The organism is Stenotrophomonas maltophilia group sp. RY12688 (genome assembly GCF_052149045.1).
Classification (GTDB): Bacteria; Pseudomonadota; Gammaproteobacteria; order Xanthomonadales; family Xanthomonadaceae; genus Stenotrophomonas; species Stenotrophomonas sepilia.
Map to the genome: position 1 here is coordinate 896,446 of NZ_CP197389.1, position 12,124 is coordinate 908,569.

At 64.2% G+C, this 12,124-nt stretch carries 9 protein-coding genes and 11 tRNA genes; 19 read left to right on the forward strand and 1 reads right to left on the reverse strand.

All coding sequences use genetic code 11. The annotated features are described in order from the left end of the window. The first annotated feature begins 101 nt into the window (after positions 1-101). Together ACS0OT_RS04070 and ACS0OT_RS04075 are read left to right on the forward strand one after the other, a co-directional pair. Positions 102-845 (forward strand): cysteine hydrolase family protein, encoded by a 744-nt coding sequence (locus tag ACS0OT_RS04070; RefSeq protein ID WP_442256045.1) that lies wholly within the window; start codon positions 102-104, stop codon positions 843-845. A 53-nt stretch (positions 846-898) separates the two neighbouring features. Further along, positions 899-1,807 carry a LysR family transcriptional regulator gene (locus ACS0OT_RS04075; RefSeq protein WP_065179772.1) on the forward strand — a complete coding sequence of 303 codons (909 nt, stop codon included), beginning with the start codon at positions 899-901 and terminating at the stop codon, positions 1,805-1,807. A 78-nt stretch (positions 1,808-1,885) separates the two neighbouring features. Here the strand turns inward: ACS0OT_RS04075 and ACS0OT_RS04080 are convergent, their stop codons facing one another. After that, positions 1,886-2,644, reverse strand: a complete 759-nt coding sequence (locus tag ACS0OT_RS04080; RefSeq protein ID WP_005415466.1) for a Bax inhibitor-1/YccA family protein — start codon at positions 2,642-2,644, stop codon at positions 1,886-1,888. A 180-nt stretch (positions 2,645-2,824) separates the two neighbouring features. Between ACS0OT_RS04080 and ACS0OT_RS04085 the strand changes: the two genes are divergently transcribed. From ACS0OT_RS04085 to ACS0OT_RS04165, 17 genes are all read left to right on the forward strand, one after another. Then, positions 2,825-2,901, forward strand: a tRNA-Pro gene (locus tag ACS0OT_RS04085). A gap of 39 nt (positions 2,902-2,940) precedes the next feature. Further along, a tRNA-Arg gene (locus tag ACS0OT_RS04090) sits at positions 2,941-3,017 on the forward strand. A 172-nt stretch (positions 3,018-3,189) separates the two neighbouring features. Then, positions 3,190-3,266, forward strand: a tRNA-His gene (locus ACS0OT_RS04095). 79 nt (positions 3,267-3,345) lie between these two features. After that, positions 3,346-3,421 (forward strand) — tRNA-Lys (locus tag ACS0OT_RS04100). Positions 3,422-3,619: 198 nt separating this feature from the next. After that, a tRNA-Lys gene (locus ACS0OT_RS04105) sits at positions 3,620-3,695 on the forward strand. Positions 3,696-4,112: 417 nt separating this feature from the next. Next, positions 4,113-4,481: a hypothetical protein gene (locus tag ACS0OT_RS04110; RefSeq protein WP_053500976.1), complete on the forward strand. Its 369-nt coding sequence runs from the start codon at positions 4,113-4,115 to the stop codon at positions 4,479-4,481. Positions 4,482-4,617: 136 nt separating this feature from the next. Further along, positions 4,618-4,702: transfer RNA gene (locus ACS0OT_RS04115), tRNA-Leu, on the forward strand. A 190-nt stretch (positions 4,703-4,892) separates the two neighbouring features. Continuing rightward, on the forward strand, positions 4,893-6,188 hold the full coding sequence (gene tig, locus ACS0OT_RS04120) for a trigger factor (RefSeq protein WP_442256046.1): 1,296 nt from the start codon (positions 4,893-4,895) through the stop codon (positions 6,186-6,188). 76 nt (positions 6,189-6,264) lie between these two features. After that, on the forward strand, positions 6,265-6,891 hold the full coding sequence (gene clpP / locus ACS0OT_RS04125) for an ATP-dependent Clp endopeptidase proteolytic subunit ClpP (protein WP_004146318.1): 627 nt from the start codon (positions 6,265-6,267) through the stop codon (positions 6,889-6,891). A 126-nt stretch (positions 6,892-7,017) separates the two neighbouring features. Further along, positions 7,018-8,307 carry an ATP-dependent Clp protease ATP-binding subunit ClpX gene (gene clpX, locus ACS0OT_RS04130; RefSeq protein ID WP_004154600.1) on the forward strand — a complete coding sequence of 430 codons (1,290 nt, stop codon included), beginning with the start codon at positions 7,018-7,020 and terminating at the stop codon, positions 8,305-8,307. A 143-nt stretch (positions 8,308-8,450) separates the two neighbouring features. Further along, positions 8,451-10,901, forward strand: a complete 2,451-nt coding sequence (gene lon, locus ACS0OT_RS04135) for an endopeptidase La (protein WP_005415470.1) — start codon at positions 8,451-8,453, stop codon at positions 10,899-10,901. A 220-nt stretch (positions 10,902-11,121) separates the two neighbouring features. Then, on the forward strand, positions 11,122-11,394 hold the full coding sequence (locus ACS0OT_RS04140) for an HU family DNA-binding protein (RefSeq protein ID WP_005408270.1): 273 nt from the start codon (positions 11,122-11,124) through the stop codon (positions 11,392-11,394). Between the two features lie 11 nt (positions 11,395-11,405). Further along, positions 11,406-11,480: transfer RNA gene (locus tag ACS0OT_RS04145), tRNA-Val, on the forward strand. 26 nt (positions 11,481-11,506) lie between these two features. Continuing rightward, a tRNA-Asp gene (locus tag ACS0OT_RS04150) sits at positions 11,507-11,583 on the forward strand. Between the two features lie 82 nt (positions 11,584-11,665). Continuing rightward, positions 11,666-11,742, forward strand: a tRNA-Asp gene (locus ACS0OT_RS04155). An 86-nt stretch (positions 11,743-11,828) separates the two neighbouring features. Then, positions 11,829-11,905 (forward strand) — tRNA-Asp (locus ACS0OT_RS04160). Between the two features lie 106 nt (positions 11,906-12,011). Then, positions 12,012-12,088 (forward strand) — tRNA-Asp (locus ACS0OT_RS04165). Positions 12,089-12,124: the final 36 nt, after the last annotated feature.

The window sequence follows — 12,124 nt, forward strand, 5'->3', positions numbered from 1 at the left end:
TCTGTGCGTATATCGCACAGATCATGTGCCGCTGGGCGGCTGGTTCGTGCGTAATGTGATCGGCATCCTGTGCCCACTTCCCAATGCACCGGAGCTTGAACATGAACCTCACCGCCTTCGGCCTGGCCAGCCTGATCGGCATGACCGCCACCCTCCCGCTTGCTGCTGCCGAGCCGACCCATCCCACCATCCGCCATATGGCGGGTGCGCCGGTCGCGACCTCGCTGGATGCGGCGAAGACTGCCGTGCTGGTGATCGACTTCCAGAACGAGTACTTCGATGCCAAGGCTGTACCGGGCTTTGCGGGTGGCCGCATGGTCATTCCCGATGGCGAGGCCGCACTGCGCCAGGCCAGGCGGGTAGTCGAATTCGCCGATGCCCACGGCATCCGCGTGATCCATGTCCAGCACGTGCTGCCGGCCGGCGCACCCCTGTTCGCGCAGGGCAGCGTCAATGCCGCCTTCCATCGCGACCTGCAGCCGCGCCAGGGCGAGACCGTGGTGCAGAAGGACAATGTCAGCGTGTTCGCCGGCGCGTCCGCCGCGGTGCTCGACCCGATGCTGAAGAACGCCGGCATCGACACCCTGATCGTCACCGGCCTGCAGACCCACGCCTGCGTGGCCGGTGCTGCGCGCGACGCGGCAGCGGCTCCGCGCGGCTACCGGGTGATCGTCTCGTCCGATGCCAGCGCCAGCCGCGATCTGGATCTGGCCGGCGGCCGTCGCATCGGCCATCGCGCGCTGCATGAGGCCTCGCTGGCGCAGATCGAAGACGCCTTCGGCGATGTCATGAGCACCGACGCGATCCTCGCGCTGCCGGTACGCAAGGCCGGTGACGGCGCTTGATAAGCTGGCGGGGCCCGCATGCCGTGGGCCCCGCCACGTGGAGCTGCCCGCCGATGGATCACTTCGCCGCCCTGCGTGCGCTGCGCGCCATCGTTGACGCGGGCAGTTTCACTGCGGCCGCCGAGCGCCTGGGGACCACCCACTCGGCGATGTCGCGGCAACTGCGGCAGCTGGAAGAGCACCTGCAGGTACGCCTGCTCGATCGCAACAGCCGTCGGCTGTCATTGACCGAGGCCGGGCGCGATTACTACCGCGAGGCGGCAACGCTGCTGGACCGCCTGCAGGAGGCGGATGATCGTGCTCGCGCCGGGCAGGCGCAGCCCAGCGGCAGCGTGCGGATCAGCGTGCCGCAGGTGGTGGCCAGCCAGGAGCTGCCCCACTGGCTGCCCTCGTTCCTGCAGCGTTACCCGCAGGTCACGCTGGACCTGTCGGCGGATGATCAGGTGGTGGATGTGGTCGGTGGTGGTTTCGACCTGGCGCTGCGCATTGCAGCTTCATTGCCGGACAGCCAACTGGTTGCGCGCGAGCTGGCCAGCTGCCCGCGCATCCTGGTCGCCGCACCGGTCTACCTGGCGCGCCATGGCCTGCCACGGCACGCTGTGGATCTGGAGCAGCACACGCTGCTGGGTTTCAGTCCCACGCCGTCAATGCCGCCCTGGCGGTTGCTGGGACCGCGCGGCGCCAGCGTGAGCGTTGAAGCCGGGCAGCGCCTGCGCGTGGATGCCACGCCCGCGCTGTACGCCGCCGCGCTGGCCGGAATGGGCATCAGCCTGTTCACCGCGCTGACCGTGCAGGAGGATCTGCGCGCCGGTCGTCTGATCCGCGTGCTGCCGGCCTGGCATGCCGGCCAGCGGCGCTACTTCGCGTTGTACCCGCATGCACGTGCGCTCGCGCCCAAGGTGCGAGCGCTGGTCGAACACCTTGCGGCGCACTACGCTGCACAGGCTGGCGTGGCTGGCTAGCCGGGAAATGCAGCCACGCGTTACAAAGAGAAAAGGGCGCCCCGAAGGCGCCCTTTGTCGTTCATGGCTCTGCCTGGTTCAGCGCTGCTGGATCTTCGACAGCAGGCGCAGGAACTCCACATACAGCCAGACCAGGGTCACCATCAGGCCGAATGCGCCATACCACTCCATGTACTTGGGCGCGCGCTGGGCCACGCCGGTCTCGATGAAATCGAAGTCCAGCACCAGGTTCAGCGCGGCCACGACCACCACGAAGAGGCTGAAGGCAATGCCCAGCCAGCTGGAGTCGTGGATCACCGGCACGTTGATGTTGAAGAAGCCCAGCACGAACGAGGCCAGGTAGAGCAGGGCGATGCCGCCGGTGGCGGCCACCACGCCCATCTTGAAGTTCTCGGTGGCCTTGATCAGGCCGCTGCGGTATGCGAACAGCAGGGCGGCCAGGGTGCCGAAGGTCAGCAGCACCGCCTGGAACACGATGCCCGGGTACTTCATGTTGAACAGGGCCGACACGGCGCCCAGGAACAGGCCTTCGACCAGTGCGTACATCGGCGCGGTGACCGGCGACCATTCCTTCTTGAAGATGGTGATCAATGCCAGCACCAGGCCGCCGATCGCGCCACCGATGGCGTACAGGCTCGCGCTGCCGGAAATCTGGCCGTACTCGTCGACCGCCTGGCTCCAGGCGAACGCCGCGGTCAGCACGGTCAACAGCAGCAGGATGCCGGTCTTGTTGGCGGTGCCGTTGAGGGTCATGGCCTGGTCGGGGCTGGTCACTACCGAGCCACTGGCGAGGTCGAGGAAAGTCGACTCGGAAAGAGCCGGGTTGCCGCTGCGCATGCGTGTTCTCCGTGCGAATGAAGGTCGGGACGGCCATCCGGCCGATGGGCGTCAGCATAGCCGATGACTGCTTTCGGCGTTGTGGCAGGCCCGGGATCTGTGCATCCTTCGTTGACAGTTCCCAACGCGCTTGGCGACAATGACCAACTCCCCGGGTCCAACCCGAGGGGATTGCAAGACCGGGGTATAGCGCAGTCTGGTAGCGCGCCTGCTTTGGGAGCAGGATGTCGGGGGTTCGAATCCCTCTACCCCGACCAATCCCACGCCACGTCGGATTGGACACCGTTCCGGTTCGGGCGCCCGTAGCTCAACTGGATAGAGCACCGGCCTTCTAAGCCGGCGGTTACAGGTTCGATTCCTGTCGGGCGCGCCATTGGCGAGCACCGGGATCGCATCGACGGATGTGAAGAAGTGCTTGCAAAAGCGCAAGGACTCCACCAGAATATCGGACTCGCTTCGGCGGACCGCAGCTTCGGTGACAGTCCCCAGGCAATGTTCAAGGTTCCAGCGTCAGTGATATCGGCGATGGAGCGAAAGTTTCAGTGGTGGCTGTAGCTCAGTTGGTTAGAGTACCGGATTGTGATTCCGGTGGTCGGGGGTTCGAATCCCCTCAGCCACCCCACTGATTCAACCGCATCGGCGCAGCCGAAACGGTATTGCAATAAACAGAAGGCACGCTACAATGTGCGTCTGAGTTTCACGGGCCGTTAGCTCAGTTGGTAGAGCAGTTGACTCTTAATCAATAGGTCCAAGGTTCGAATCCTTGACGGCCCACCAAGACAGAAGCCACCTGGTACGCCAGGTGGCTTTTTTCTTATAGGTGTGACTCCCATCGTTCCGATGGATCACGCGTTGCAGAACCCGTTTGGCGTGGATCTGCAGCAGGAGCGGGCCCCGCAGTGCTGGTTTCAACCACGTTGAAAAAAGTGCTTGCACCCACCGAGCGGATCGGGTCATAATTCGCGCCCCGATTTCGGGCTGTTAGCTCAGTTGGTAGAGCAGTTGACTCTTAATCAATAGGTCCAAGGTTCGAATCCTTGACAGCCCACCAGACAAAAGCCACTTGGTCCGCCAAGTGGCTTTTTTCTTGCCTGTTCGCTGAGGGGCATCTGCAGATGCCAGCGGTGCTGGCTGGAGTGGAGCCCCCTTGAGTCAAGGGGGCACGGCGAAGCCGCGGGGATGTGGCGGCTGATGAAGTGGGGCCCGCGCTTTGCCGCGCAAAGCGTGGGGCTGCGGCGCGAATGCGCGGCAGCTTCCCACTTGGTCCGCCAAGTGGCTTTTTTCTTGCCTGTTCGCTGGGGGGCATTTCATCCGCGCATGGCGTGGATCGACTGAAGCAATGCTGAAATCAGGGTCATACGCGTCATCAGTGTTATCAATGCTGTGCGCTGCATCTCACCGCATCGCATCCTGCATCGCACCCAATGGATCTTCCGCGCCGACGGCGCATGCACGAAGGACGATGTTGATGGCTCATATCAATCGATTGCACCGCACGCTGTGGGTTTCCTTCGCGTTGCTGGCACTGGCGGCTTGCGCGCCCGCCGACGATCCCGCGCAGACCGTCGAACGCGATGCTGGCACTGAAAGTGCTCCTGCACGCCCGGTCGGTGAGGCCATGCAGATGCAGCCGGCTCAGCCGGCAGAGCGGGAGGCCCTGCCCGATGCGGTGGACGTGCAGCGCAATGCGGATGGTTCGGTGGATGTGCGCAAGGCCACGCCGGAGTCGGCGGCCCTGCGGCGCACCGGCGACGGGGGCGTGGAGATCCGCGAGGTGGATCCTGCAGCCGGGCAGGGTGCCGATACGGCGTCGGCCAAGGCCAGGCCGCAGCAGTGAACCCCGCCACCCCGGATGAGCTTGCGCTCGCCGGGGTGGTTCAACGCGCGGGCTGCGCACAATTGCCATGTTCAGTTTTGTGCAGGCCTTCCGCTTCCCGTCATCGCCTGCGACAATGAACACCTGCGCCGGCCACGCGAAAGTGGCGGAATTGGTAGACGCCCTGGATTTAGGTTCCAGTGCCGCAAGGCGTGGGGGTTCGAGTCCCCCCTTTCGCACCAGTGCCGGCCTGTCCCCGCCCTGATAGGGCCATCTGCGCCCCCCTTGACCGGCACGCGCTGGCAGTGCAAGCCGAATTGGGCGAAACTAAAGGGCTGCGGCAAGCAGGCGCGTCCCAGACGTCGCGTCCTTACAACCGTTTCATCCCAATCATCGAGCCGGGGGCCTGGGCCACCGGTGGCAGGAGTCAACATGCAAGCTTCGATCGAATCCACCGGCAACCTGGAACGCCGCCTGAGCTTCTCGCTGCCGGAAGAGCGTCTGCAGAGCCACATCGTCGGCCGCCTCGGCGAAATCGCCCGTACCACCCGCATCAAGGGTTTCCGCCCGGGCAAGGTGCCGGCCAAGGTGATCGAGCAGCGCTTCGGCGCGCAGGTCCGTGGCGAGGCGCTGGACGGCCTGCTGCGCGAAACCTTCGATGCAGCCGTGCGCGAGCACGACCTGCGCATCGTCGGCAGCCCGCGCATCGACAAGGGCGACGAGGGTGAGTTCTCCTTCGTCGCCACCGTGGAAGTGGTGCCGGACTTCGGCGACATCGACGTCAGCAAGCTGACCGTCGTGCGCCATACCGCCGAGATCACCGACGCCGACATCGACCAGATGATCGAGAACCTGCAGAACCAGCGCCGTACCTGGGCCCCGGTCAGCCGTGGCGCGCAGGACGGTGACCTGGTCGCGGTGGAAACCTGGTCGCAGGCCGGCGAAGAGCGCCTGCCGGCCGAGGGCACCGAGAAGGGTTCGATCGTGCTCGGCCAGGGCATGATGTTCGACACCATCGAGAAGGGCCTGGTCGGCCTGGCCAAGGGCGAAGAGAAGACCCTGGACGTCGAGTTCCCGGCTGACTGGCGCGTGCCGGTGCTGGCCGGCAAGACCGTGCAGGTCACCGTCAAGGTCACCGAGGTCTCCGAGCCGGTCGTGCCGGCGGTCGACGAAGCCTTCATCAAGAGCTTCGGCGTGAAGGGCGGCGATGTGGAGCAGTTCCGCAGCGACATCCGCGCCAACCTGGGGCGCGAGCTGAAGGGTGCGTTGATGAACCGCCTGCGCCGCGAAGTGGGCGAGCAGCTGATCGCGGCCTACTCCTCGGTCGAAATGCCGCCGCGCCTGGTCGAAAACGAAGCCCGCGCCATGCTGGCCCAGCAGGTCGAGCAGCTGCGCCGCAACGGCCAGAACGTCGGCGAGATCCCGGCCGATGCCCACGAAGGCTTCAAGGACGCTGCCGCCAAGCGCGTGCTGGTCGGCCTGCTGGTCGGTGAAGTGGCCCGCATCAACGACCTGCGCCTGGAAGCCAAGCGCCTGAATGAAACGATGCGTCTGATCGCTTCGACCTACGAAGAGCCGGAGCAGGTCATTGAGATGTACCGCAACGACCCCCAGTTGATGTCTGGCCTGCAGAACCGTGTGATGGAAGAGCAGGTGATCGACTGGATCGCCGAGCGTGCCCAGCACACCGAAGAGAAGCTGTCGTTCCAGGACGCGATCCGCCAGTAAGCCCGGGCGGATCACCGGATGCCCCGCGCCTTTGCCGGCGCGGGGTTGTTGCCCCCCAAGATAGGTACCTCACGTAATGGACAACCGAACCAAAGCCCTGAACCTGGTTCCGATGGTGGTCGAGCAGACCAGCCGCGGCGAGCGTGCCTACGACATCTATTCGCGCCTGTTGAAGGAGCGCCTGATCTTCCTCGTGGGTCCGATCGACGATCACATGGCCAACGTGGTGGTGGCGCAGCTGCTGTTCCTTGAATCGGAAAACCCGGAAAAGGACATCAACATCTACATCAACTCGCCGGGTGGCGTGGTCACCGCCGGCATGGCGATCTACGACACCATGCAGTACATCAAGCCGAATGTGAGCACCACCTGCATCGGCCAGGCCGCCTCGATGGGCGCCCTGCTGCTGGCCGCGGGCGAAGCCGGCAAGCGCTATGCGCTGCCGAACTCGCGCGTGATGATCCATCAGCCGCTGGGTGGCTACCAGGGCCAGGCCACCGACATCGACATCCACGCGCGCGAGATCCTGACCCTGCGTTCGCGCCTGAACGAGGTGCTGGCCAAGCACACCGGCCAGTCGCTGGAGACGATCGCCCGTGATACCGAGCGCGACAACTTCAAGAGCGCCTTCGAGGCGCAGGCCTACGGTCTGGTCGATCAGGTCCTGGAGCGTCGTCCGGATGAGTCGATCCAGGCCGGCTGACCGGCCTTCACGGGGCCAGGGAGGCCTCGTTCCTGCAGGGTCGGGTGGGACTGGTGTCCCCTCGGCCCTGTGCTATTCTCGAATCGAACCCCCGTTCAGCGGGGGGGGTAACTGGGTAAGCGAAGCATGAGCGAAGACCGCCAAGGTCGTTCCACGGACACCGGCAAGATCCTCTACTGCTCTTTCTGCGGCAAGAGCCAGCATGAAGTGCGCAAGCTGATTGCGGGTCCGAGCGTGTTCATCTGCGATGAGTGCGTGGAGCTGTGCAACGACATCATCCGTGAGGAACTTGAGGAAAAGGCGCAGTCGGCGCGCAGTTCGCTGCCCAAGCCGCGCGAGATCCTCGAGGTCCTCGACCAGTACGTGATCGGCCAGAACCGTGCCAAGCGCACGCTGGCAGTGGCCGTGTACAACCACTACAAGCGCATCGAGAGCCGGCAGAAGAACGACGACGTCGAACTGGCGAAGTCGAACATCCTGCTGGTCGGCCCGACCGGTTCGGGCAAGACGCTGCTGGCCGAGACCCTGGCCCGCCTGCTCAACGTGCCGTTCACCATGGCCGACGCCACCACGCTGACCGAAGCCGGTTACGTGGGCGAGGACGTGGAGAACATCATCCAGAAGCTGCTGCAGAAGTGCGACTACGACGTCGAGAAGGCGCAGCAGGGCATCGTCTACATCGATGAAATCGACAAGATCTCGCGCAAGAGCGAGAACCCGTCGATCACCCGCGACGTGTCCGGCGAAGGCGTGCAGCAGGCCCTGCTGAAGCTGATCGAAGGCACCGTGGCCAGCGTTCCGCCGCAGGGCGGCCGCAAGCACCCGCAGCAGGAATTCCTGCAGGTGGACACCAAGAACATCCTGTTCATCTGCGGCGGCGCGTTCGCCGGGCTGGACAAGGTGATCCAGGCGCGTTCCACCGACGTCGGCAGCATCGGCTTCGGCGCCAAGGTGAAGAGCAGCGAGCGCAAGCAGGAAGTGGGCAAGGTGCTGGCGGAAGTCGAGCCGGAAGACCTGATCAAGTTCGGCCTGATTCCCGAGTTCGTCGGCCGCCTGCCGGTGGTCGCGACCCTGGAGGAGCTGGACGAGCCGGCCCTGATCAAGATCCTGACCGAGCCGAAGAACGCCATCACCAAGCAGTTCAAGAAGCTGTTCGAGATGGAGAACGTCGAGCTGGAGTTCCGTCCGGACGCTTTGTCGGCCATCGCCAGGAAGGCGCTCAAGCGCAAGACCGGCGCCCGTGGCCTGCGCACCATCGTCGAATCGGTCCTGCTGGACACCATGTATGACCTGCCGTCGCAGGAGAACGTCAGCAAGGTGGTCGTGGACGAATCGGTGATCGAGCACAAGTCCGAGCCGTACCTGATCTACCAGACCCCGGCGGCCCCTGAACAGAAGGCCGCAGGCGCCGAGTGATCCTTCCAGGTTGTTGATTGGAAAGGATTTTCAAGGAATGCCTTGCATCTGAAAGCCGATGGCCCCATAACGGGGCCATCGGCTTTTTTTGTCTCCGGAAGATGCCCTCCCGGAGGCGGTTTTCCCCCTTCCCTGGAGCCCCCATGGCCCGTTCCCCAAGTGAAACCCTCGACCTGCCGGTCCTGCCGCTGCGCGACGTAGTGGTGTTCCCGCACATGGTCATCCCGCTGTTCGTCGGCCGTGACAAGTCCATGCACGCGCTCGAACAGGCAATGGAGGCGGACAAGCGCATCCTGCTGCTGGCGCAGAAGTCGGCCGAGACCGACGACCCGCATGCGGCCGACCTCTACCAGGTTGGCACGCTGGCGCAGGTGCTGCAGCTGCTGAAGCTGCCCGACGGCACCATCAAGGTGCTGGTTGAAGGCCTGTCGCGCGTGCAGGTCACCCACGTCGACGAGCGCGACGGCTCGCTGCATGGCCAGGCCGTGGAGATCGACGCCACCGACGAGCGCGAGGCGCGCGAGGTCGAGGCGATTGCCCGCTCGCTGATGTCGCTGTTCGAGCAGTACGTGAAGACCAACCGCAAGCTGCCGCCGGAGCTGCTGCAGACGCTGTCGGGCATCGATGAGCCGGCGCGCCTGGCCGACACCATCGCTGCGCACATCAGCGTGCGCCTGGCCGACAAGCAGCGCCTGCTGGAAACGCTGGCCGTCGGTGACCGCCTGGAGATGCTGGTCGGCCTGGTCGACGGCGAGATCGACGTGCAGCAGATGGAGAAGCGCATCCGCGGCCGCGTGAAGTCGCAGATGGAGAAGAGCCAGCGCGAGTACTACCTCAACGAACAGATGAAGGCCATCCAGAAGGAACTGGGTGACCTGGACGACGCGCCGGGCGAGCTGGAAGAACTGGCCCGCAAGATTGCCGAGGCCGGCATGCCGAAGGCGGTTGAAGCCAAGGCGCGCAATGAACTGAACAAGCTCAAGCAGATGTCGCCGATGTCGGCCGAAGCCGCCGTCGTGCGCAACTACCTGGAGTGGCTGCTGGGCGTGCCGTGGAAGAAGCGCAGCAAGGTGCGCAAGGACCTGAAGGTCGCGCAGGATACGCTCGATGCCGACCACTACGGCCTGGAGAAGGTCAAGGAGCGCATTCTTGAATACCTGGCGGTGCAGTCGCGCGTGAAGCAGATGAAGGGCCCGATCCTGTGCCTGGTCGGGCCGCCGGGCGTGGGCAAGACCTCGCTGGGCCAGTCCATTGCCAAGGCCACCAACCGCAAGTTCGTGCGCATGTCGCTGGGCGGCGTTCGCGACGAGGCCGAAATCCGTGGCCACCGCCGTACCTACGTCGGTTCCATGCCGGGCCGCATCGTGCAGAACCTCAACAAGGTCGGCAGCAAGAACCCGCTGTTCGTGCTCGACGAGATCGACAAGATGTCGATGGACTTCCGTGGCGATCCGTCTTCGGCGCTGCTGGAAGTGCTCGATCCGGAGCAGAACAACGCATTCAACGACCACTACCTGGAAGTGGACCTGGACCTGTCCGAAGTGATGTTCGTGGCGACCTCGAACTCGCTCAACATTCCCGGCCCGCTGCTGGACCGCATGGAAGTGATCCGCATCCCCGGCTACACCGAGGACGAGAAGCTCAACATCGCGACCCGCTACCTGGTGCCGAAGCAGGTCAAGGCCAACGGCCTGCAGCCGGAAGAGCTGGAGATCGGCAGTGATGCCATCCAGGACATCGTGCGCTACTACACGCGTGAATCGGGCGTGCGCAACCTGGAACGCGAGATCGCCAAGATCTGCCGCAAGGTGGTGAAGGAGATCGCGCTGGCTGGCCCGCAGCCGGCAGCGAAGGCGAAGAAGGGCGCGAAGAAGAAGGCGCTGGTGAGCGTGTCCAGCAAGAACCTGGACAAGTACCTGGGCGTGCGTCGCTTCGACTTCGGCCGTGCCGAGGAAGAGAATGAAATCGGCCTGGTCACCGGCCTGGCCTGGACCGAAGTCGGTGGCGACCTGCTGCAGATCGAATCGACCCTGGTGCCGGGCAAGGGCCAGCTGATCCTGACCGGCCAGCTCGGCAACGTGATGAAGGAATCGGCGTCGGCGGCGCTGTCGGTGGTGCGTTCGCGCGCGGTCGGCTTCGGCATCGACAGCGACTTCCTGCAGAAGCACGACGTACACCTGCACGTGCCCGATGGCGCCACGCCGAAGGATGGCCCGAGTGCCGGCGCGGCGATGGTCACCTCGCTGGTGTCGATGCTGACCAGGGTGCCGGTGCGCGCCGATGTGGCGATGACCGGCGAGATCACCCTGCGTGGTCGCGTCACTGCCATCGGTGGCCTGAAGGAGAAGCTGCTGGCTGCACTGCGTGGCGGCATCCGCACGGTCATCATCCCGGAAGAGAACCGCAAGGACCTGGCCGACATCCCGGCCAACGTCACCCGCGATCTGAAGATCGTGCCGGTGAAGTACATCGAAGAAGTCCTGGACCTGGCGCTGGAGCGTCCGTTGGCACCGAAGAAGGCGCGCAAGAGTGCGCAGCGTGTCACGGTGCGCAGCAAGGCCAAACCGAGTGGAAACGCGCGCGTCAAGCATTGACGCGCGCTGTCCAATGGCCCGAAACCCGCGTCGTTGCTGGCTTTCCAGCTTGCGTGGGGGTAGGGCCACTGGTATAAAAGCAGCACTCGCGAATGAGTGGTCGCAGTCTGGTGATCGCTGGAATTCGGCGAACCGTTTCCACATGGCGGCCGCATGCAGATGGCGTGCGGTTGCTTCCCTGTCGAATAAGCGGAACCCACCGCCAAAGGAGTTGTAGAGAATGAACAAGACCGAATTGATCGATGCCGTTGCTGAAGCTGCCGACCTGACCAAGGCAGAGTCCAGCCGCGCTGTCGATGCCGTCGTTGCTGCCATCACCAAGGCGCTGAAGGACGGCGATGCGGTCACCCTGGTTGGCTTCGGTACCTTCCAGGTCCGCGACCGTGCTGCCCGCACCGGCCGCAACCCGAAGACCGGCGACACCATCAAGATCGCTGCTTCGAAGAATCCGTCGTTCAAGGCTGGCAAGGCCCTGAAGGATGCTGTAAACTAAGCGGCTCGCTGGGGTGCTTAGCTCAGCGGTAGAGCGTCTCCTTTACACGGAGAGGGTCGGGGGTTCGAAACCCTCAGCACCCACCACAGCACCGCGGTAAAAGTTTGAGTGTGGAGCGGTAGTTCAGCTGGTTAGAATGCTGGCCTGTCACGCCGGAGGTCGCGGGTTCGAGTCCCGTCCGCTCCGCCATTCAACGAGGCCTCCGGCCAAAAGCTGGAGGCTTTGTTTTCTCCCCGGTCCAGGCCGGCTGAAAGCAAAAAAGTAACAACGCGGAGCGGTAGTTCAGCTGGTTAGAATGCTGGCCTGTCACGCCGGAGGTCGCGGGTTCGAGTCCCGTCCGCTCCGCCAGTACATCGAGGCCCCCGGTTCAAGGCTGGGGGCCTTGTCTTCTCACCGAGAGGTTCGGGAGGAAGGCGAAAAGTCTTTGCAAGAACGGAGCGGTAGTTCAGCTGGTTAGAATGCTGGCCTGTCACGCCGGAGGTCGCGGGTTCGAGTCCCGTCCGCTCCGCCATTGCAGACTTCTTAAGTCCCTGTGAAAAAACTTTGAAAAAAGTGTTCATCGGGCTGGGTTTCCAGCGAGTCTTCGGATATACTGGGCACCTGCAAAGTTCAAGCGCGGAGCGGTAGTTCAGCTGGTTAGAATGCTGGCCTGTCACGCCGGAGGTCGCGGGTTCGAGTCCCGTCCGCTCCGCCAACTCTAAAAGCCCTCGGCGCAAGCCGGGGGCTTTTT

What these genes read in the sequence shown, in the direction of transcription:
- ACS0OT_RS04070 (WP_442256045.1), top strand. Translation starts at nt 102, where the DNA reads ATGAACCTCACCGCCTTCGGCCTGGCCAGCCTGATCGGCATGACCGCC.
- ACS0OT_RS04075 (WP_065179772.1), top strand. Translation starts at nt 899, where the DNA reads ATGGATCACTTCGCCGCCCTGCGTGCGCTGCGCGCCATCGTTGACGCG.
- ACS0OT_RS04080 (WP_005415466.1), bottom strand. Translation starts at nt 2,644, where the DNA reads ATGCGCAGCGGCAACCCGGCTCTTTCCGAGTCGACTTTCCTCGACCTC.
- ACS0OT_RS04110 (WP_053500976.1), top strand. Translation starts at nt 4,113, where the DNA reads ATGGCTCATATCAATCGATTGCACCGCACGCTGTGGGTTTCCTTCGCG.
- tig (WP_442256046.1), top strand. Translation starts at nt 4,893, where the DNA reads ATGCAAGCTTCGATCGAATCCACCGGCAACCTGGAACGCCGCCTGAGC.
- clpP (WP_004146318.1), top strand. Translation starts at nt 6,265, where the DNA reads ATGGACAACCGAACCAAAGCCCTGAACCTGGTTCCGATGGTGGTCGAG.
- clpX (WP_004154600.1), top strand. Translation starts at nt 7,018, where the DNA reads ATGAGCGAAGACCGCCAAGGTCGTTCCACGGACACCGGCAAGATCCTC.
- lon (WP_005415470.1), top strand. Translation starts at nt 8,451, where the DNA reads ATGGCCCGTTCCCCAAGTGAAACCCTCGACCTGCCGGTCCTGCCGCTG.
- ACS0OT_RS04140 (WP_005408270.1), top strand. Translation starts at nt 11,122, where the DNA reads ATGAACAAGACCGAATTGATCGATGCCGTTGCTGAAGCTGCCGACCTG.